15 protein-coding genes and 1 tRNA gene are annotated in these 20870 nt (G+C 42.5%); 8 read left to right on the top strand and 8 right to left on the bottom strand.

Features of this window, described 5'->3' with window-relative positions:
- Positions 1 to 130 precede the first annotated feature (130 nt).
- The gene (locus tag AACX33_RS03160) at positions 131 to 310 is read right to left on the bottom strand and encodes a hypothetical protein (protein ID WP_193998961.1); all 180 of its coding nucleotides are present in this window, start codon (positions 308 to 310) and stop codon (positions 131 to 133) included.
- Positions 311 to 420: 110 nt separating this feature from the next.
- On the opposite strand from AACX33_RS03160, the gene AACX33_RS03155 reads away from it, so the two are divergent.
- Positions 421 to 512 (top strand) — tRNA-Ser (locus tag AACX33_RS03155).
- 237 nt (positions 513 to 749) lie between these two features.
- The gene (locus tag AACX33_RS03150) at positions 750 to 2057 is read left to right on the top strand and encodes an ABC transporter substrate-binding protein (protein WP_193998963.1); all 1308 of its coding nucleotides are present in this window, start codon (positions 750 to 752) and stop codon (positions 2055 to 2057) included.
- A gap of 95 nt (positions 2058 to 2152) precedes the next feature.
- Here AACX33_RS03150 and AACX33_RS03145 read toward each other — a convergent pair whose 3' ends face one another.
- From AACX33_RS03145 to AACX33_RS03125, 5 genes are all read right to left on the bottom strand, one after another.
- On the bottom strand, positions 2153 to 2797 hold the full coding sequence (locus AACX33_RS03145; RefSeq protein ID WP_193998965.1) for a hypothetical protein: 645 nt from the start codon (positions 2795 to 2797) through the stop codon (positions 2153 to 2155).
- A gap of 352 nt (positions 2798 to 3149) precedes the next feature.
- A complete protein-coding gene (locus AACX33_RS03140; RefSeq protein ID WP_416209814.1) occupies positions 3150 to 3920 on the bottom strand; it encodes a hypothetical protein in 771 nt (256 codons plus the stop codon).
- A 433-nt stretch (positions 3921 to 4353) separates the two neighbouring features.
- Positions 4354 to 5667, bottom strand: a complete 1314-nt coding sequence (locus tag AACX33_RS03135; protein ID WP_193998967.1) for a HEAT repeat domain-containing protein — start codon at positions 5665 to 5667, stop codon at positions 4354 to 4356.
- A 140-nt stretch (positions 5668 to 5807) separates the two neighbouring features.
- Positions 5808 to 6218 carry a QcrA and Rieske domain-containing protein gene (locus AACX33_RS03130; protein WP_193998969.1) on the bottom strand — a complete coding sequence of 137 codons (411 nt, stop codon included), beginning with the start codon at positions 6216 to 6218 and terminating at the stop codon, positions 5808 to 5810.
- A 56-nt stretch (positions 6219 to 6274) separates the two neighbouring features.
- On the bottom strand, positions 6275 to 7963 hold the full coding sequence (locus tag AACX33_RS03125) for an NAD(P)H-quinone oxidoreductase subunit 4 (protein WP_193998971.1): 1689 nt from the start codon (positions 7961 to 7963) through the stop codon (positions 6275 to 6277).
- A gap of 725 nt (positions 7964 to 8688) precedes the next feature.
- Between AACX33_RS03125 and AACX33_RS03120 the strand changes: the two genes are divergently transcribed.
- The 6 genes from AACX33_RS03120 (at position 8689) to AACX33_RS03095 (ending at position 18229) form a co-directional block, all read left to right on the top strand.
- Positions 8689 to 10269 carry a ferredoxin--nitrite reductase gene (locus AACX33_RS03120; protein ID WP_193998973.1) on the top strand — a complete coding sequence of 527 codons (1581 nt, stop codon included), beginning with the start codon at positions 8689 to 8691 and terminating at the stop codon, positions 10267 to 10269.
- 149 nt (positions 10270 to 10418) lie between these two features.
- A complete protein-coding gene (locus AACX33_RS03115; protein WP_193998975.1) occupies positions 10419 to 11930 on the top strand; it encodes an MFS transporter in 1512 nt (503 codons plus the stop codon).
- A gap of 276 nt (positions 11931 to 12206) precedes the next feature.
- A complete protein-coding gene (locus AACX33_RS03110; protein WP_193998977.1) occupies positions 12207 to 14387 on the top strand; it encodes a molybdopterin oxidoreductase family protein in 2181 nt (726 codons plus the stop codon).
- Between the two features lie 288 nt (positions 14388 to 14675).
- The gene (locus AACX33_RS03105; protein WP_193998979.1) at positions 14676 to 15128 is read left to right on the top strand and encodes a phosphate-starvation-inducible PsiE family protein; all 453 of its coding nucleotides are present in this window, start codon (positions 14676 to 14678) and stop codon (positions 15126 to 15128) included.
- Between the two features lie 717 nt (positions 15129 to 15845).
- Positions 15846 to 16301 (top strand): nitrate reductase associated protein, encoded by a 456-nt coding sequence (locus tag AACX33_RS03100; protein ID WP_193999115.1) that lies wholly within the window; start codon positions 15846 to 15848, stop codon positions 16299 to 16301.
- A gap of 560 nt (positions 16302 to 16861) precedes the next feature.
- Positions 16862 to 18229 carry a PrsW family glutamic-type intramembrane protease gene (locus AACX33_RS03095; protein WP_193998981.1) on the top strand — a complete coding sequence of 456 codons (1368 nt, stop codon included), beginning with the start codon at positions 16862 to 16864 and terminating at the stop codon, positions 18227 to 18229.
- 197 nt (positions 18230 to 18426) lie between these two features.
- Here the strand turns inward: AACX33_RS03095 and AACX33_RS03090 are convergent, their stop codons facing one another.
- Together AACX33_RS03090 and AACX33_RS03085 are read right to left on the bottom strand one after the other, a co-directional pair.
- The gene (locus AACX33_RS03090; protein ID WP_193998983.1) at positions 18427 to 19080 is read right to left on the bottom strand and encodes a hypothetical protein; all 654 of its coding nucleotides are present in this window, start codon (positions 19078 to 19080) and stop codon (positions 18427 to 18429) included.
- 203 nt (positions 19081 to 19283) lie between these two features.
- Positions 19284 to 20852 carry a CHAT domain-containing protein gene (locus AACX33_RS03085; protein WP_193998985.1) on the bottom strand — a complete coding sequence of 523 codons (1569 nt, stop codon included), beginning with the start codon at positions 20850 to 20852 and terminating at the stop codon, positions 19284 to 19286.
- Positions 20853 to 20870 lie beyond the last annotated feature (18 nt).

Raw genomic sequence — 20870 nt, 5'->3', positions numbered from 1 at the left:
TTTATCCATTGATAAATTAAGTAGCTCTGTCTATGAATTACGAATTACGAATTATTTAATTAATTAGTCATTGGTCATTTGCCATTCGTGAGTGAGTGCAGTCTGATCCCAGGGGAATCAGCCAAGGGATTCATCGACCAGCTTTAGTCATCCATAAAGCCCGTGCGAGCATAGCTGCACTCAGGATTATGAGTTTTTCTGACATACCGAGTGGAATTATGCAGCCACTATGTTGCTTTGTTTCCCCCCGTTGTAGCCTGAGAACACTCCTAGATTTTGCCCTAGTTCCCACCACTTCCCTTGTGGACATGGTATTTCCAGGACTAATGACTGAGGACGAATGACTTGGCAAAGTGGTTTGATAATTGACAGTTGACTAACTCAAAAAAGTCTGCTACTATTATTATCTGTAGCCCACCTGGAGAGGTGGCTGAGTGGTCGAAAGCGACAGATTGCTAATCTGTTGTACGGCAGGTAACTCCGTACCGAGGGTTCGAATCCCTCCCTCTCCGTTTTGCTGAATTGAAACACAAGTCTTGAGTTTACTGTCTAGCCATAAATCAAGTTTAGCTAGAGTCAGTCTTACCAAGGTCAAATCAACCAACAAATATTGATGTGTTGGTAAACAGTTTTACTTCTCTGGGTAGATGTTATCATTTATCCTTTGGAGTCTGTTAAGATGGGGCTAATTTAAAAACTTAGCTGGAATCTTAGTTTTAGGCTCCTATATCTGAGGAGTGGAATAAACTATGCCAAGAATTAATACTACCCTAGCGTTGAGTATAGCTACCCTAGCAGCAGGTTTGCTTTTGGGAGCTTGCGAAAATGCTAATAACACCAATAGTACAACTGATAGTACTCCAGGGAACACAACCGCTAGTAGTCAAGGATTAAAAATTGGGACTTTATTACCAGCAACTGGTGACCTAGCTTCTATTGGACAGCAAATGTCAGGCTCAATTCCCTTGCTAGTGGAGACTGTTAACGCTTGCGAGGGCGTGAATGGGCAACCAGTCTCATTGATAGAAGTAGACGACCAAACCGATCCTAGAGCTGGTGCGGCGGGGATGACCAAATTGGCAACTCTGGACAAGGTAGCTGGTGTCGTTGGTTCCTTTGCTAGTAGCGTTTCTACTGCTGCTGTCTCAGTTGCCGTACCGAATCAAGTGATGATGATTTCTCCTGGTAGTACTAGTCCAGTTTTTACACAAAAAGCCCAACAAGGCGACTTTAAAGGTTTTTGGGCGCGCACAGCTCCTCCTGATACCTACCAAGCATTAGCATTAGCTCAACTAGCTAATCAAAAAGGCTTCAAGCGAGTTTCCACAGTTGTGATTAATAACGACTATGGGGTTGGATTTGAAAGAGCATTTGTCGAAGCTTTTGAAAAATTGGGTGGAACTGTAATTAATAAAGATAAGCCAATCCGCTACGATCCCAAAGCTCAAACATTTGACACCGAAGCTGCTGCTGCTTTTGCGGGAAAACCAGATGCAGTGATTGCCGTTCTCTATGCTGAAACAGGCAGTCTGCTCCTCAAAACTGCTTACCAGCAAGGTTTGACTGATGGTGTGCAAATTCTGCTGACAGATGGAGTCAAATCACCCACTTTTCCCGACCAAGTAGGCAAAGGCGCTGATGGCAGACATCTCTTAGCTGGGGCGCTAGGTACAGTCCCCGGTTCCGATGGGAAAGCTTTAGCAGATTTCAATAAGCTTTGGCAAGAGAAAAAAGGTAGTTCCCCTGGGGAATATGCTCCCCAAGCTTGGGATGCTGCTGCTTTGTTGGTACTCGCAGCACAAGCCGCCCAGGAAAACACAGGCGTTGGAATTTCTAATAAAATCCGTGAGGTTGCCAATGAACCTGGTACAGAAGTTACTGATGTCTGCGCGGGGCTGAAGTTACTGCGAGAGGGTCAAGACATTAACTATCAAGGTGCTAGTGGCAATGTAGATATTGATGCCAATGGTGATGTTGTCGGTGTCTACGATGTTTGGAGTGTGGCAGCAGATGGCAAAATTCAGGTGATTGACAAAGTTAGTCCTAATCCTCAATAGTAGCTCCCACAGGCTGGAGGTTGAAGTTACAGCGTCAGGACTTTAGTTGTCAAACAGGGCTAAAGTCTTGACTTGAGAAATGCGAGAGTTAGGCTTTACTCTGTCCGCAGAATAATCTCAGAGTCTTTAGACCTGATAGTGTCAGTCACGCTAGCTTCTAGAGTTTTGACCTGAGTTTGTAATTCTACGATTCTTTGCATATGCGATCGCTCTAGGGAATAACCTAACCAGAGAAAGCTACCACCGAACACAGTCACGACCGCAGCCAAAATACCAGTCAGCAATGTCACCTGGGAGCGAAGATGTTTTACTTCCTGAAGCTGATACTGAGGCTTGGGAAGAGGATTCAGGTTTGTGTCCGGATTTTCCAGAACCAATTCTGCGATCGCTACTTTCGCTTCCTCTATGCTTGTGAAAGCTACCTGGCTTTGCAACCAGTTAGTAATTAATGGAGAACCATTTTTTTGAAACCAGCGCCAGGCCAAAATTCTAAATACTGGCTTGGATGTCCTGGAAATTAGTTTCAGACTTCTATTGAGAGTCCGAGAACGAAGCTTCTGGTTAATCAGGTTAGTTGAGCCGACATGATAAAGATAATCTAATATTAACTTGATTGTAGTTTCTTCTCTAGAAATCAAATTTTCCAGCAATAAATGAACATCATGCATGAGTTCTTTTTCTTTTTGCTTTTCTACCAGAAAATTTGTGGTGTTCTTAGCTGTTTCATCTGGTTGATTCATATATATACGCCAGTTTTTAATTAAATATTTATTTGTTATTATTCAACTTGAAATAATTGCTGCCCATCTCCAAAGCTAGAAAGTGGCATGATTTGGTAAACTGTGGTGTGACTTGATCGCAGTTTAGCTGTGAAAGTAGATATTTTGAATTATCGCAGAATTTAAGCATGGTATCAAGATGAAAAAATATGTAATTTCAAGTGATACTCATGATGTCACCGATATCACTCGTTATAACTATTAACTCACTATTTTATAGTCTCTTAGGTGTTGATTAAAAAATCAGAAACTTTAAAGTTGCCAAAGGCAAAAGCGTAAATCACTTTTGCCTTTTATTTTTCAGATTATGTGATTAGAAGCCACCGAAATTGTAACCAACTCCTAACAACAAACCGACATCAGTCTCTCTAAAAAATCCAGCATTCACGGAAGCTGTGGCAGTGAATTGAGGATTTAGAGGAAAATCTATACCCCCAGTTATTAACAAGGCCGTTTTGGAGTCATCACCGGTTTTAATCGCTGCACCTACTCCAACATAAGGGGCGATCGCTAAGGGTTCGTCAAATGGATCTGCTGACTGTAAGCTGAAATCATAGGTGACGGGAACCAGGATTGTGGTGTTTTCGCCAAACACTGCTGACGGTCTGACCGATATGGTATTTGTCAGTCCCACTTTACTGATGACTGCAAAATTGCCGTCAGCTAAAGATGAGTCACCACCACCTATACCAATGTTACCACCTACACCAACATAGGTTCTAGCGCGAGGAGCAGATCTACGAACATCTATATCTGCTTGTGCTACCTGAGTAGGAGAAGATTGAGCCGTCGGTTTTGATTCAGGAATTAAGGCTGCTGATGAAGTTAATGCTGTTCCTGGTACAGGTGTGAGTGTGAGATTAGCAACTTCCTGGGTTTGAGCGCTGGGGAATTGCTGTAAAGTAATGGCATCGGCAGATGTGGCATTTACAGAAGACTCAGCTAGCATTTGAGTATCCACTGTTTCAGCAACAGCAGACAGACTACTTCCCAAGACTGTCAGGACAGCTAGACTGGGTAAGTAAAACAAACCTTGGCGTTCGCGTAGGGTATTGTAGACAAGAAAAATAATATTCACATTCACTCCTTCCGAAATATTGCCGTAATCGGCATTCTGTGCTGATGATTTCACAAAATTGGGCGATATTCAAACTGTAACATTTGAAATTCAGTTATCACATCCTTAAGTAGACATAAGTCTTGTTAAAAATACTGGGTACTGAGTAGTAAAAATGAGGAGATCACAAGGGCAGGCACTCAATAAATGCACGGTATGGGGTGCTGGTGACTCGAAAATTAATTGTTTAATCGATTGCGTAGCATGATTTTCAGAATGCGTAACAACATTGACATGATATTTATCTATCTCTAGGAGGAATTAAAGTCGTGGTGATTAATACTAAATAAGTAACTATTCCGATCACCTGACGAACTTTAACTGTAAATCTCCTCTGGGCTATTTTTGATCTGGGGGAGATTTTTTTTCAATCCGCTTTGGATCTCTTGTTTGAAGGACTTTACCATTCCGCCAGAGCGATCGCTATTCCTTGTTGCAAATCTGGTGTGAGTGTGGAATTATTCGCTAATTGCTGTAATTGTTGATATGCAAAAGTTGCATCCAGTTTTTTGAGTGCGGCGATCGCATTTAATCTCACAATTTGATTACCATCTGCTAGCAATAAAATTAATGGTTCCACAGCCTGCTTGTTTCCTAACTGTCCCAAACCCAAAGCGATCGCACTTTTAATCCTCGCCTCCAAAGGATGTGCCACTGTGAGCAGATGCGGTGACTGCAAAATATCTAATAAAATTTCGGCAGATGGTGTCATTAACTGCGGCTTCTGCACTTGCCCCAAAACTGTGATAATTTCCTGCCAGAGTGTCTGTGATCTGCTGTGATAGAGTGCTTGTTGCAAATACGCCAAACCGGATAAAGTCTCCACCCAGACTAAAGCGCGGATAATTTCTAATTGCAGCTTGAGTGGTGTATTGGGTGAAATTAACACCTGAAATAAATGCTGCGCCGCCGCATCAGTACCCATTCGGGAAAGAGCGATCGCAGCTGCACAACAAACCTCAAGATTCAAATCGGATAATCGAGGTTGCAATCTCGCCACTAAATCTAGTTCTAGACATAAATCAGGGCGACAACCTAAAGCCAGCACTGAGGCACGTCTGACAGTGGCGGAAACGTCATCTAAAGCATTTAATAGGACTGGTGGTACACGTTGATCATGAAAGCTGCTGAGGGCTTCTAGGGTGGCGCTGCGGACTGCGGCTTGTGAATCTTGGACAACACTCAATAAAGGTGTAATTGTCTCCTGAGTGCGAATGTAAGCAAGCGATCGCACTGCTAAAAGTCTTGTCTGTTCCTCAGCCAAAAGTTGAGTTAGGGCTGTAATCGCCAGAGTCCCCATTTGCCCTAATGCTGATGCAGCCATCGCCTTGAGTTCTTGATTTTCACTGGTTTTCAGTAAGTCCACTAAAGAGACTATGGCCTCTGGGTGTTGAAACTCGCCCAAAGTGCGAACTGCATACCAACGTAAATCTTCTTCGGCATCTTCATCTTCGAGAATATCAATCAATGGGGGGATAGCAATATTTCCTAATTGCCGCAAGACTTTGGCAATATCCCAACGTTGCTGAAAATCTCCCATTTCTAAAATTGAGAGTGCTAATTTCAGCAGATATTCCCGATGTTTAACTATTTCTGGATGGTTAGAGTCTACTGTCAACATCAACTTTTGGAGATATTGAGTCACCAAAGACCAATCTGCTGCATCGGATGCGGCTTGTGCTTGGACTAAAAGCTGGTTGATAGGATTCACCATGCTTGCAAATAGGGCGTTGCTGAACTATGAAATTCCAAAATTACCTTAATTTTCTTCCTACCTTTGCGCCTTTGCGCCTTTGCGCGAACCTAATTCATATTTGAAATCAGCAACGCCGCAAATAGGGTGAGGAAAGAGCGCTAATTTTGTTTAACTAAAACAGAATTATTCTCAATCTTCGCTGTGTAAGTTTTGAGTGGTTCTGTAGCCGGGCCTCTTTGCACCTGACCATCACTGCCATATTCTGCACCATGACAAGGACAGTTAAATTTATTGCCTTCAGTTTGCCATGTCACGGTGCAACCTGAGTGAGTACAAGTAGGGTCAACAGCAATGAGATTGCCGCTTTTCGATGTACCCACTACTAAAACATTCACAGATGGCCAGTTTTTGACTAGCAATTGACCATCTTGGTCTAACTCTGCCACAGTCCCCACAGTTTGCCAATCGTCAGATGTAATGCTTTGCTCAGAACAAGCCGCGATTGCTATAGGTAAGCTACTAATTATTGCACCCAAACCTACCCAATTAATGAAATCACGACGTTTCATAGTTCTAGAAATTCTCTGTAATACTTACTGACCATCATCTTAGCAGGTCAATAAAATTACTTGACAACTCCCAAAACAGGCGCTACTTCCGGTGTGGCAATTGTAGGAACTAACAAACCTTGAGCATAGATTTGGGGATTTGTTTGCGCGATCGTCATCAGAGATTGGCGCACCTGAGCATTTACCGCCACAGTCTTGACATCATACATTTGCATAGCCAGCTTAGGGTAAAACCCAATACCGATAATTAGCACGATAAAACAGGCAGCAATAAATATCTCACGCGGTTTGGCATCGCTATAAATGGTTTCATCAGGTAGCAGACAGTCAGTACCAAAACAAGCTGTTCCCTCATCCTCCTGATTCTCCAAAGCGGCATTATTAATGTCACACATCAGGGCTGCACTACTGCCGTAAAATACCTTTCGCAGCAGGTTGAGCAGATAAATTGGCGTGAGAATAACTCCCACTGCGGCTAGGAATACTGTGACAATACAGAAGGCTGAACTATAGACATCGCTGGTAGTTATGCCCACAAAAACCGCAAGTTCGCCCACAAAGCCGCTCATACCAGGGAGAGCTAAAGAAGCCATCGCGCTGATTGTAAATAGTGCAAACACTTTGGGCATTACCTGACCAAGACCGCCCAGATCATCCATGATCATTGTGCGAGTGCGATCGTAAGTCACACCTGCTAGGAAGAACAGCACCGACGCAATTAAACCGTGGGAAATCATCTGTAACATTGCGCCGCTAATGCCTAAATCAGTGAAGGACGCAATACCCAATAGTACAAATCCCATGTGAGAAATCGACGAATAAGCCAGCCGACGCTTCATATTCCCTTGGGCGAATGAGTTCAACGCACCATAGATAATGTTGACAACTCCCAGAATCGCTAGAACTGGTGCAAAGTAAATATGTGCATCAGAAAGAATTCCCAGATTCAGCCGGATTAGTCCGTATCCGCCCATCTTTAGCAATACACCTGCAAGAATCATCGATACTGGAGAAGAAGCCTCTCCGTGAGCATCTGGCAACCAAGTATGCATGGGGAACACAGCTAACTTGACACCAAAGGCAATCAGCAATCCTGCATATAGCAGCAGTTCTAAATTCAGGGGGTAATCCTTTAGTCCTAGATCAACTAAATCAAAACTGACATTACCGCCACCGTAAAGCCCCATTGCCAATGCTGCTACCAGAATAAATATAGAAGCCGCAGCCGTATAGATCAAAAATTTTGTAGCGGCGTAGCGTCGCTTCTGCCCTCCCCAAATACATATAAGTAGGTAGACAGGAATTAACTCTACTTCCCACATGATGAAAAACAGCAGCAAGTCTTTGGCGACAAATACCCCTATCTGCGCCGAGTACAACACCAGCATCAGAAAATAGAAAAGCCGGGGTCTGCGATCAACTTGCCAAGCCGAAAAAATCGCGAGTGTCGTCACCAGTCCAGCTAGAAGTACAAAGGGAACTGATAACCCATCCACGGCAACTGCCCAATTAAGTCCTAATTGCGGCATCCAGGTATAATTTTCTTCTAGTTGAAAAGTCGCATTGCTGGCATCATAATGGTGCCAAAAGGCATAGCACATCAAGATTAAGTCTACAACTCCCACACCCAATGCATACCATCGTACCCACTTGCCGTCTTTATCGGGTAGCACAGGGATAACCATAGCAGCAATGAATGGTAGCAGGACAATTGCGGTTAGCCAGGGAAATTGATCTGCCATCATATCACTAAGAAATAATACTTATTTAGAGATCATGTCATATTATTCAACTTTTTAATAATTATTTAATTTGTATTGACAATAGAAAAGTCGAAAAATCAATCATGAATTGCCGATAAACGCCGATAGAAGCGACTTATACGAAAGGCTTATGGTTACCATAACTCACAGAACTCAGCATTTGCTGCCTTCAACTTGATTCTGCACAACATATTTAAATACAACTCTTGTGGGAGAGGGCAAAGATGCTCTTCCAAATTGTGCAAATTGAATGCTCAACAGCTGACATACAAGAATGAAGGCGGGGTGTATCAACGGTTATGTTTGATAATAAAAAAGACTTTAATGCAGAAATTGCATCGAATCGATACGTATTTTCCAACTTTATCTAAAAAACGTAACAATTTATACGATTTTAACTATAATCTCACCTTAACCTGATGAGTATCAAAATCGTTACATAAACAGTAACCAAACCTGCTTGACAAATTCCCGAAATGTCCAAGAATACAACCGGTTCCCAACTAACTACAATTTGAGTTCACTCGATACACTTGCATCTTGCTGATGAGTCACCTGGGAAGACTCTTGAGTACAAGAAATTAGCCACAAACAGATATACATACGTGTTAAATCACTAAACTTTGTAGACCCAGTAATCAAAAGATATTGGGCAAATAGCGTCCAAAGTTTTGACTGGATTAACCATAAGCAATGAGAGTCAGTTCATGACAGATACAGTAACTACTACCAAAACCAACCTGAATAAGTTTGAGAAACTCAAAGCCGAGAAAGATGGTCTGGCTGTCAAAGCAGAAATAGAAAAATTTGCGGCTCTCGGTTGGGAAGCAATGGACGTAAACGATCGCGATCATCGCCTCAAGTGGCTAGGTGTATTCTTTCGCCCAGTCACCCCAGGTAAGTTTATGATGCGAATGCGGATACCTAACGGTGTTCTCACTAGCGATCAGTTGCGTGTTTTAGCGGCAGTATTACAGCGTTACGGAGATGATGGTAGTGCTGATATTACTACCAGACAGAATATTCAACTGCGGGGGATCAGAATTGAAGACTTACCAGATATCTTTCAAAAACTGGACTCAGTTGGTTTAACCAGCATTCAATCAGGAATGGATAACGTTCGTAATATCACTGGTGATCCTGTGGCTGGTTTAGATGCGGATGAGTTATTCGACACCAGAGAATTAGTGCAGCAAGTTCAAGATATGCTGACTAATCAAGGACAAGGAAACCCAGAGTTTAGCAACTTACCACGGAAATTTAATATTGCGATCGCCGGAGGTCGTGATAATTCAGTTCATGCAGAAATTAACGATTTAGCCTTTGTTCCAGCTTTTCAAGAGGGGAGTGGGGAATCGGGAGTGGGGAGTAGTGAATCTCAAAAAGTCTTCGGCTTTAACATCCTTGTCGGTGGCTTTTTCTCAGCCAAACGCTGTGAGGCGGCGATTCCTCTCAATGCTTGGGTGTCTCCAGAGGATGTAGTAGCTGTATCTAGAGCAGTTTTAGAAGTTTATCGTGACAACGGCTTACGCGCTAACCGCCTCAAGTCTCGCTTAATGTGGCTACTTGATGAATGGGGTGTCGAAAAATTTCGTTCAGAAGTAGAAACGCTTTTAGGTAAAACACTGTTACCCGCAGCCGCTAAAGACGAGATTGACTGGGAAAAACGCGACCATATTGGGGTATATAAACAGAAACAACCAGGATTAAACTACGTAGGTTTAAATATTCCTGTGGGTCGGCTATATGCCCAAGATATGTTTGAAGTTGCCAACTTAGCAGAGGTTTACGCCAGTGGTGAAGTTCGGTTGACAGTTGAGCAAAACGTGATCATCCCCAATATTCCCGACTCGCGTTTAGCAACATTTTTAACAGAGCCGCTACTACAGAGATTTCCAGTTAACCCAGATATGTTAACGCGATCGCTTGTTTCTTGTACAGGCGCACAGTTTTGTAACTTTGCCCTCATCGAAACCAAAAACCGCGCCTTGGAAATGGCTGAAGCCTTAGCAGCCGAGTTAACCCTGACTCGTCCCGTGCGAATTCACTGGACTGGTTGCCCTAATTCCTGCGGACAGCCTCAAGTTGCAGATATCGGCTTGATGGGAACCAAAGCCCGTAAAAATGGCAAAGCTGTAGAAGGCGTAGACATCTATATGGGTGGCACAGTTGGCAAAGACGCGCATTTAGGCAACTGCGTACAAAAAGGCATCCCCTGCGAAGATTTACAGCCTGTATTGCGAGATTTACTCATTCAGCACTTCGGGGCAGAACCGAATAATTCGTAATTAAGCCGATCAAAATCTACCCAGTTTTCGCCCTAACTTCTTGTTTAGTTGATGCGCTGATTTGTGCATATTAAAAATGCAATTCATCGCGTTTTTACAAGCAGATGATTAATCGTCTGTTGTCTCCCCATTTAACAAAGGAATATTAAATGTTTAGAGGATTATTTTCATTCAACGGTCGCTACCGCATCTTACATCTGACTTGGTTTGCATTCTTTTTATCATTTGTAGTCTGGTTTAACTTTGCACCTTTTCAAACAGCTATTAAAGAAGCACTGAGTTTAACAGAAGGACAAGTTAGAACGATCGCTATTTGTAACGTAGCTCTAACTGTGCCAGCCCGGATCATTATCGGTATGGTTCTAGATAAGTATGGACCAAGAATTACTTACTCAATCTTGCTGATGTATGCGGCTATTCCCTGTCTGGCTTTTGCTTCAGCCCAAAACTTCAGCCAGTTGATTATCAGTCGTTTGGCGCTCAGTATAGTCGGTGCTGGGTTTGTAATTGGGATTCGCATGGTTGCTGAATGGTTCCCTCCCAAAGAAATCGGTATTGCAGAGGGAATTTATGGTGGTTGGGGGAATTTTGGTTCAGCAGCTGCGGCGTTTACTTTACCTTCACTAGCGGCGGCAACAGCTTTTTTCACTGTTGGTCAACTTAACTGGCGGTTAGCGATCGCCTTAACTGGGATAATAGCTGCTATCTATGGAGTGGTCTATTTCTTCAACGTTGAAGATACTCCCTCTGGCAAAGTTTATCAGCGTCCCTCTCGTCACGGTGGCATAGAAGTTACTACCAAGAAAAGCTTTTGGCTGCTGATGTTAACCAATATTCCCTTAGTGGGCATCTTAGCCGTATTAGCTTGGCGCATCTCTAAAATTGGTTTACTCTCTCCAACACAGCTATTTATTGTCTACCTGTTGTTAATTGGTCTGTACCTCTTCCAAGCCTATAAATGCTGGGATGTGAATCAAGAATTGATGATTGGTAAAAAACAATATGCTGCTAAAGACCGTTATGAATTTTCACAGGTAGCAATTTTAGAACTAACTTATTTTGTCAACTTTGGTTCAGAGTTAGCAGTGGTTTCCATGCTACCGGCATTTTTTGAATCTACTTTCAGTCTCAGTAAAGTCTTAGCAGGGATGATTGCTGCTACTTACGCATTTATGAATTTAGTTGCACGTCCCGGTGGCGGTTGGGTTTCAGATACAGTTGGCAGTCGTAAATGGACAATGACCATACTAACTGGTGGTATGGGTATTACTTATCTATTCATGAGTAGTGTCAGTAGTAATTGGTGGTTACCCATAGCAATTATATTGACTATGACTTGTTCATTCTTCGTCCAAGCTGGAGAAGGTTCTACTTTTGCGATTGTGCCTTTAGTAAAGCGGCGAATTACTGGTCAAATTGCTGGGAACGTCGGCGCATACGGCAATGTTGGCGCTGTGGCTTACCTGACTTTATACAGTCTTTTACCAGCAGGTGATGTTGGGAACCGAATCTTTTTTCAGACTCTTGGTGTTACCGCGTTGATTGTAACTTTCCTTTGTGCCTTTTTGCTGAAAGAACCTCAAGGCTCATTTGCTGAACACCATGAGGGTGATGAACCAGAACTGACACCAGAAGAGTTCCCTGCTTTTACTAAGGATTAAAAGTAGTCTTTGGGCTTTAGGGACTTCCAAATAAAAAATATCCCAAAAGTTATTGTAGAGCGGGCATCTTGCCCGCTAATGACTGTAAGAATTATTAACGAACCGCATTGGCGCTAGCCTCTCCCTTTGGGAGAAGGACGCATTGGCGTTAGCCTCTCCCTTTGGGAGAAGGACACAAAGAAAGAAGGAAGAGTTTTAGAGAGTTTTTGCGTAAGTCCGTACTAATTAAAAAATTCTTCCCTTCCCATTTCCGACTCCCACTCAAAGCAATCTACCATGACTGAATTTACTAAAACTCTTTGTCCTTACTGTGGTGTGGGCTGTGGACTGGAAGTTTCACCGCCGGCGCAATTGGCAAAAGCAACTAATCGAGATAGTCAGGGAAATCCAATTTGGCGGGTACGGGGTGATAAAGCTCATCCTTCAAGTAAAGGGATGGTTTGTGTTAAGGGTGCAACTATCGCTGAATCTTTAGATAAGAATAGATTACATTACCCAATGGTGCGAGATTCTTTAGATCAGGAGTTTCGCCGGGTGAGTTGGGATGAAGTTTTTAATATTATTACGCAACGTATCCAAACAATTCGCAGCACCCAAGGATCAGAAGCTATTTGTATGTATGGTTCTGGTCAGTTTCAAACTGAAGATTACTATATAGCTCAGAAACTTCTCAAAGGATGTCTGGGTACTAATAATTTTGATGCCAATTCACGTTTATGTATGTCTAGTGCTGTGTCTGGATATATTCAAAGTTTTGGCTCAGATGGACCACCTTGCTGTTATGAAGATTTAGACTTAACTGATTGTGCATTTTTAATTGGTACGAATACGGCGGAATGTCACCCCATTGTTTTTAACAGGTTGGTAAAACATCATAAAAAGAATCGCCACGTCAAAATTATTGTGGTCGATCCTCGGCGGACTCCGACGGCTGAAGCTGCTGATTTACATTTAGCTATTCGTCCAGGTACAGATATTGATTTGATGAATGGGATGGCTCATTTATTGATGCGTTGGAATTATATTGATATCGGTTTTATTGATGAGTGTACGAGCAATTTCTCGGAATACGCTGAGGTGATTCGTCATTACACCCCAGATGTGGCGGCGCGTCAATGTGGTATCAGTATTGAAGATTTAGAAACCGCAGCCCGCTACTGGGGAGAATCTCAACGGGTTTTATCTCTGTGGTCAATGGGTGTCAATCAATCCAGTGAAGGTACGGCGAAGGTCAGAACTATCATTAATCTGCATTTAATGACTGGACAAGTTGGTAAGCCTGGGGCGGGACCTTTTTCTCTGACTGGTCAGCCGAATGCGATGGGAGGACGGGAAGGTGGGGGTTTGGCGCATTTGTTACCCGGTTATCGTTTGGTGAAAAATCCCCAACATCGTGCGGAAGTTGAGCAGTTTTGGGGATTAAAACCAGGGCAAATTTCAGCTAATCCCGGTTTAACTGCTTGGGATATGATTACTGGTTTGGAAAATGATGCTGTAGGTTTACTGTGGATTGCAGCGACTAATCCGGCTGTGAGTATGCCAGATTTAGAACGAACTAAGAAGGCTTTATGGCGATCGCCTTTAACAATTTACCAAGACGCATATTATCCCACAGAAACCTCTGCTTACGCTCACATTCTTTTACCCGCAGCCCAGTGGGGTGAGAAAACTGGCGTGATGACTAATTCCGAAAGAACGGTGACTTTGTGTCAAGCCTTCCGCCAACCGCCCAGAGAAGCCAAAGCCGATTGGGAAATTTTTGCTGAGGTGGGGCGCAGGTTGGGTTTTGAGAAAGAGTTTGCCTTTGCTAATTCATCTCAAGTTTATGCTGAGTTTGTGCAATTGACAGGCGATCGCCTCTGCGATATGACTGGTATTAGTCATGAACAATTACAAATAGACGGAGCGACTCAATGGCCTCATCCAAACAAGGGGAGTGGGGAATCTAAACGTCTTTATACAGATTTACGCTTCCAAACCCCAGACGGACGAGCGCGTTTTGGCGCATATTATTCTAAAGGTTTGGCAGAACCACCCGATCCTGATTATCCTTTTGTCTTGACAACTGGGCGACTTTATGGGCATTGGCACACGCAAACGCGCACGGGACACATTGAAAAAATCCGCAAAATGCACCCGGAACCGTTTATTGAAATTCATCCCCGTGATGCTGCTAGGTTAGAAATTACAGAAAATCAAATAGTGGAAGTGCGATCGCGTCGGGGTCAAACGAAATTTCCTGCTAAAATTACGAAAGCGATCGCACCTGGGACAGTATTTATCCCCATGCACTGGGGGGCTTTATGGGCAGACAATGCCGAAGCTAACACTCTTACCCATCCTGAATCTTGCCCAGATTCACTGCAACCAGAATTAAAAGCCTGTGCTGTACAGCTAGCCCCAGTCAATGCAGAGTTACTAGTGGAACAACATCAACTACAAAGTTTACATTCTTAGAAATGCGATCGCATCAGTGACACCACTTTAAAACACGAATGCGGCAGAGACCAAACTGACTTTCTGAATTACGAATTGTATAGCCCCAGGATTCCAGCCTGTGGGCTTTTTTGAGCTATCACAGTTGACTTTGATTGACTCTACAGTGCTAAACTGCTATGGAGTAGCTGAGTTCACCAGAGAAAATTATCTGTCTCTACGTTGATTGCATGACTGGTGATTCCAAATTTATATTTACAGTTGACACCAAAGAATTAAAATTATTTTTAATCTCTTAAATTATGGCAAATGAGGCATCTATTCAGAAAAATTGGGAATCTTGCTAGGGACGACAACTTTATGCACCTGATAGAAAACTTTGAGGTGCTTGTCTCGAAAGTATTGTCACTAGCAATGGTATTGGTAATCATCGTCGCAGTTTTTGATTTACTAATTTACCTAATTAATGAACTCTTTACTAGTTCTTATGGTCAATTTAATAAAATATTATTTACAATTTTTGGATTATTTTTAAACATTTTAATTGCTTTAGAAATTTTAGAAAATATCACAGCTTATCTCCGGAAACACGTTGTTCAAGTTGAGTTAGTTATTGTTACTTCCTTAATTGCAGTTGCGCGTAAAATTATTATCCTTGATTTAACCAAAATAACAGGTATTGATATCATTGGGTTAGGAGTTGCAGTTTTAGCCCTATCCATTAGTTATTGGATTATTCGTAGCAGCAATATCCGACATTAAATAAAGTTGCTTCCGTTTCAATCCCTGATAGGGATTATTGGTAATTTCAACGCACTTGATTAATCATTGCTGCTAAAGATGAATTGTTTCAATCCCTGATAGGGATTATTGGTAATTTCAACGATAGTGCAATTGCCCAGCGCTCTGGGCTTATTTGGTTTCAATCCCTGATAGGGATTATTGGTAATTTCAACAGCCCGGACTTGAAAGCGTTGATATATTTGGTTTTCAAGGTACAGTTTCGTCAACCTCTACTTAAACTAGCTTTTCAGGACTTGCATTGTCAAGGGTGATATCTGAGAAATTAACTAAAATCTTCTCCTGGTAAGGCTTTGGGCTGTTAGCGTCAACCTCAATTTTAGTTGAGAGGCTTCAAACCCATAATAGGTAAGCTTTTGAAGGCTAAAATTTCCACCTCTTTGAAAAACACCTACTGGTTGACGCAAAACTCATTTTAAGGATGTCTGAAAAATGGCGATCGCTTTTAGCGGACACTCCGCGCCATCGCCGCAGGAAAAGCGGGGCTTTGCCCATCGCTAGGATTCTAACCAATAATTCATTAAACTCAGACAAAGATAAACTGAGAAAATATAGGCGCATTTTTGGTATAGGTTTTGTGATGGGAGACTTAGAAAACCAACTTCCATTGCTGGGGTGATGTTTTCCATACCTATGGCACAATGCGCGAACCTCAATTTTATTCAGGCTTCTCAAATTATGGCAGATTTCTTTGAATTTGAAGCAGATTTCGTAGACTCTCTGCGCTGCATACCTATGCAGGTGCGCTACAAATTAGATACATCTGGTATCAAGCTAAAATTATCTCATTGGCATCAAATGACTCCAGATGAGCGTGCAACTTTAGTAGAATTACCTTGCACGACGGAAACAGAAATTCAAGCTTACCAAGTTTATCTCCAGCAGCTGATTTTAGAACGCACCGGTAGCCCAGCTGCAAAACTCCCCATCGAACCTGATCCATTATGGATGGATTCTGGCATCGTCCCAGCGAGTATCCAGGAAAAAGCTCAAGAAATGGGTGTTACCCTCACATTGCGACAATGGTCAAGTTTAACGCCCTTACAGCGCTTTGCTTTGATTAAACTCAGTCGTTCAGGACATGAAAACAAAAACTTTTCTAGAGCGATCGCAGAATTTCATCTGGCAGCATGACTAGATTGTATTTGTCAAGAATAAATTAAAATATGTAGTCAGAGTTACAGACTTTATCTGAAATTACTGGCAAAGAAGCTTGAGCATCTAGAGATTACCGCAGTCGGATCAGCAATAAAATTTTTCGGCACAGGATAGGACAGCTAAAATATTTTTAGTGCTGTGCCTCTACAACACTTTGCCTAAAATTTAGAAAAAATTCCTAATAAAAAACATCTGATCGCGAATAATTAACAATTTTATAAGTTTTGAAGTGAAGTAAATGTGGCGTATACTACTAATATTTAATAATTTGTTGTGTATGGGATTGTCTAGACTATCTCATCCATAGACTCAAACTTATATAATTGACAAACAAAGCACAGAAAATTATTTTCTAAGCTAGAATGCTTGTCACTAAAGAGTTAGGCAATTTTAAATTTAAAATCAGGAAATTTAAAATTTCTTCGCAGTAAGTAAAGCTATAGTGTATTTAGCAATGCTGCTGTTGGCGTGGTTCAAGTTAAGTCCTACTGCCACAGTATTTTTTATGAATTTGTTTGGAAAGACACTCTAACTAGATGACAGGCAAAAACACAAGACATAATGCATTTCTGCGGCTAGTGTCTGGTAATGTGGCAGCTTTTGGAACAGAATCTCGCTACTCGCTGCTCACCAGTAAAGAGGTAGTAATTGGACGCGACCCCACCTGCCAAGTTGTCTTGGATGCCATGATGTATCGGATGGTATCTCGCCGTCATGCTGTGGTTCGTCCCCTCTCCTCATCCACCGATAACAAATTTAGCTGGGTACTTTGTGATTTAAATAGTGCTAATGGCACTTTTTTGAACGGAAAAATTTTGTCTGAATGTCAGGAATTACACGCAGGCGATCGCATTTCTCTGGGTGCTGATGGGCCGCAATTTATCTTTGAGTATGACTTGATATCTCAGCCGACAGTGATGACAAAACAAGTCAAACCACTACCCCCAGCTTCCAAAAATCACGGTCATACCTATTTAAAACAGCCAGATTCGGTCAGCTTCACCCAACTGTTTCCGATTATTTCCACTGGTAAGGATTTAACTCGCAAAGCTTACTTGATACCGGGAATACTCACCGTCATCTTTGTAGTGCTGATGTTTGCTACCGTTGGTAATCCCCAAGCTAATCAAGTAATAGTCGCAACTTATATCGCATCAGCTGCTTACTATTTTGTCTACCAACTTTGTGGTAAAGAAAAGCCTTGGTGGGTGCTAATGGGGGCTGCATTGAGTACAACGTTGATTTTACTCAGTCCCCTGTTGGATTTATTTATCTTCGTGTTTCGCGTCATCTTACCTGGTAGCTTACCTTCGCCTCTAGAACCTACCACCTTTACAGAATTGCTGGTGCGAATGTTCTTTGGTGCGGGTTTGATGGAAGAATTGCTCAAGGCCTTACCGTTAATCGGGGCATATTTCATGGGTCGGGGCTTACCTTCTCCTTGGCGGGAACGCATCGGGATTTGGGAACCTTTAGATGGTATTCTCCTGGGAACGGCTTCGGCGATAGGTTTTACTCTGTTGGAAACTCTGGGACAATATGTGCCACAAATTACCCAACAGGTGGGCATAGGGGCTGCTGGGCAATTGGCGGGGTTTCAACTGCTCATTCCGCGAATTTTAGGCTCTGTAGCCGGACATATGGCTTACAGTGGCTACCTGGGGTATTTTATCGGTTTGGCTGTCCTCAAGCCCCGAATGAGTTGGCAAATTCTCTCTATTGGTTATCTGAGTGCCTCTGCACTCCACGCTTTATGGAATGCCACAGGATCTATTAATGCTTTACTTTTAGTGGTGGTTGGGGTATTATCTTATGCTTTTTTGATGGCAGCAATTCTCAAAGCACGGGTGTTGTCACCAACGCGATCGCAAAATTTTGCCACTCGCTTTATCGGACCAAAATAAGGAATAAAACTTGATTTTATGTCTGGGGATAGATGACTTTAGTGACTTAAGCAAAATATGGTTGAATTTATCCTCGATTATCTCTACCTAAGTAAAGTTGAAACATTTTCCAACTTAGGCAATGAGCATCATCTGCAAGCAAAACTGTTTGCAGTCTCAATTCAACCAAAGCTTTGAGATCCGAGAAAAATCAAAAACTAGGGTGAGTCTTCAGATGTAAAATCGTTTAATTGCCGGAAAGCATAATCAGCGATCGCTACACTAATCTTTGCTTGCTCAATTTCTGATAACGTTAACCAATCTCGATTTTGCAGTTTACTCATAATCGAGGTCACGTCAGGGGATTCGCTACTACGCATAGCATAAGTAAAAGGACGTGCTAAAACCAGCAGATCATCTATATCCCAAGCCGGTAATACAGATTGAACACACTGCACCAGTTGATCGCCCATTGATTGTTGAGAAGCAAAAATTTCCGCAGCTTTGGCGGCGATCGCATTCAGCCAGCCTGGGGGTACACTATGAGCAAAGGCTGAATTTAAAGTCACTTGCAGACTCTGTAAAACAGAGTGATTTGGCTGAAATTGGTAATTTGAGTGCGTTGAAATCTCAGACCAAAGGCTATCTAGTTTGCCATAAAATTCTGGCGATTTTGCCGTTAGTTCCTCATCTAGCCAATCCTGCGTCGCCAACTGTTGTTCTAATTCGTTAAAATAAGCTTCAGACTCATCATCAGTCGGATTCCAAGGATAAGTAGCATCCTCTGGTTCGAGTAAGGTCTGCAATAATTCTAATTCCACTGGAGACGGTAAGGCGTTGAAACTGTCTGAGCCGTTAATCTGGTGAATCATTTGTTACCTCCTGATGAATTATTTAGCAATATTCACAGCTACAACCGCTTAAATTAGATTTCCGCAAAACGGTTAATTTCATCTAAAGTTGAAACTAAGTTTTTGCAGCTAGACTAGCCAATAAAATTTAATTTTTACTAATAATTGGTTATTGTTCAAAAAGACAAAGAACAAATACCGTTTATTTTCCCAATCCCTAGTCACTAGGAATCTTCAATCATAAACTGCCAAATTTCACCTCTAGAACTCCCAAACTTTAACTGTATTCCCGATACGAGGGGAACTTCCTCACGGAGGATTTGTTGCCAACCGTTAGGGCCTAAACACCAAGTTGTGCCGTAGGTAGATAAATCTTGCAGGTAATAAGTTCTGACTGGAGTAGTACCAGTCAAAGTAATCCGGCATAAAATTTCGGCGTGACGCTTAGAAACAGAAGGTTCTGGGATCACAATATCATTCTCTTTCGTGCGGCCGATGCGGGTAACTCCAGATTGTAGTGGCCAAGTTTGCCCTCCCGATGAAAGCGATCGCAAAAAAGCTGTGGAAATTGGAGAATTTAGATGGGAAATTACACTGTCTGGTAATTCGGTAATTCCTTCATCAGAAGTTTTAATCAGTTCACCATCAAAATCTGGATGTAAATAAAGAACAGGCAAAGTCCAAGCCAGTTGGTTGAACTTATATAGTGTTAACAGTTCTTGCCTAGCTTCAGCAACTGCCTCATCAATAGGCTTGCGCGATCGCAAAGCCTGAGTAAAAGCTTGAATAAAACTGTGGCTTTCGTGGTCAGCAATTTGATCACGCATTCCCAAAACCGCAGGTACACCATGACGGATCAACACTTCCGCCAAACTGCTGGCTGGGATAGCTTGGTGATCAATAGCGGCGGGTTGTGCGCCCCAACAAGCATTAAACACCGCTAGTTTCAAACCACTCCGAGTTAATACTTGTGCCAATTCAATACCATTGAGAGTCATCCCCGAACGCAAAAAGAATAATCCTCCATCTGGGCCTGGTAGCCCATGACCCGCGTAAAAGAAAACATTGTATGCTCCGGTTTCTAACTCTTGAATTAACTCTTGTGGTGTTGGTTGCAGGAGTGACTTGACTGTACAGGGGGCGTATTTCTGAGAATTATTGCTACTTGCCAGAATTTTTTCTAAGATAGTGGCTTCTTGTGCCAATTGTAAGTTTTCATCATGTCCTAAAACCAACAAAATCTTTAAAGCCTGATCGCTTCGCAAATACGGCAGCGGTTCAACTTCACTGGTAGTGCGACTAAATAGCAAATCTGGCGAGAGAGACATTGCTGATTGCCCAGGTTGGCGCTGCATAATTTCCCAAGGCAAGGCAATCAGATCCGGGTCACGAATTTCTAATCGAAAACGTAAACGTGTATACCTCCCCATAGCTATACCCCGACTGCGTTCAAGACTACCAAGAATTGGCCCATCGAATATCCAGCGCCAGAGATTAATCCCTAAGTGTTGCATCAGACGACTACTGTAACCAGCTGTCTGTCCTGAAGGGGGTGAAACGAAGTCGATGGAAAGTGGTTTAACTGATTGCGGCTTTAAACCTGGGGAAATATATAAACCACTATGTCCAGCAAACATCTGCTGCCATTCTTGCCAAACTTGAGTAAGTTCATCTGGCCATACACAATCATGTAAGACATAACCACTGGGATAGGGAGCTTTAACCACCCAAATGGCGAAGTTATCGGTGCCAGTGTTGGTGAGACGGGCGATCGCCAAGTTCAAGGATGGCATGGATTCATCAAACTAAAA

This window comes from Nodularia sp. LEGE 04288 (assembly GCF_963896525.1).
GTDB lineage: Bacteria > Cyanobacteriota > Cyanobacteriia > Cyanobacteriales > Nostocaceae > Nodularia.
The sequence above is the reverse complement of the archived record's forward strand: the minus strand, read 5'-3'. Positions and strand labels throughout refer to the sequence as shown.

Excerpts from the sequence above, each read along its gene's own strand:
- AACX33_RS03145 (WP_193998965.1), bottom strand. The coding sequence starts at position 2,797 with ATGAATCAACCAGATGAAACAGCTAAGAACACCACAAATTTTCTGGTA.
- AACX33_RS03130 (WP_193998969.1), bottom strand. The coding sequence starts at position 6,218 with ATGAAACGTCGTGATTTCATTAATTGGGTAGGTTTGGGTGCAATAATT.
- AACX33_RS03105 (WP_193998979.1), top strand. The coding sequence starts at position 14,676 with ATGAGGCATCTATTCAGAAAAATTGGGAATCTTGCTAGGGACGACAAC.
- AACX33_RS03115 (WP_193998975.1), top strand. The coding sequence starts at position 10,419 with ATGTTTAGAGGATTATTTTCATTCAACGGTCGCTACCGCATCTTACAT.
- AACX33_RS03100 (WP_193999115.1), top strand. The coding sequence starts at position 15,846 with ATGGCAGATTTCTTTGAATTTGAAGCAGATTTCGTAGACTCTCTGCGC.
- AACX33_RS03085 (WP_193998985.1), bottom strand. The coding sequence starts at position 20,852 with ATGCCATCCTTGAACTTGGCGATCGCCCGTCTCACCAACACTGGCACC.
- AACX33_RS03090 (WP_193998983.1), bottom strand. The coding sequence starts at position 19,080 with ATGATTCACCAGATTAACGGCTCAGACAGTTTCAACGCCTTACCGTCT.
- AACX33_RS03125 (WP_193998971.1), bottom strand. The coding sequence starts at position 7,963 with ATGATGGCAGATCAATTTCCCTGGCTAACCGCAATTGTCCTGCTACCA.
- AACX33_RS03095 (WP_193998981.1), top strand. The coding sequence starts at position 16,862 with ATGACAGGCAAAAACACAAGACATAATGCATTTCTGCGGCTAGTGTCT.
- AACX33_RS03160 (WP_193998961.1), bottom strand. The coding sequence starts at position 310 with ATGTCCACAAGGGAAGTGGTGGGAACTAGGGCAAAATCTAGGAGTGTT.
- AACX33_RS03150 (WP_193998963.1), top strand. The coding sequence starts at position 750 with ATGCCAAGAATTAATACTACCCTAGCGTTGAGTATAGCTACCCTAGCA.
- AACX33_RS03120 (WP_193998973.1), top strand. The coding sequence starts at position 8,689 with ATGACAGATACAGTAACTACTACCAAAACCAACCTGAATAAGTTTGAG.
- AACX33_RS03135 (WP_193998967.1), bottom strand. The coding sequence starts at position 5,667 with ATGGTGAATCCTATCAACCAGCTTTTAGTCCAAGCACAAGCCGCATCC.
- AACX33_RS03110 (WP_193998977.1), top strand. The coding sequence starts at position 12,207 with ATGACTGAATTTACTAAAACTCTTTGTCCTTACTGTGGTGTGGGCTGT.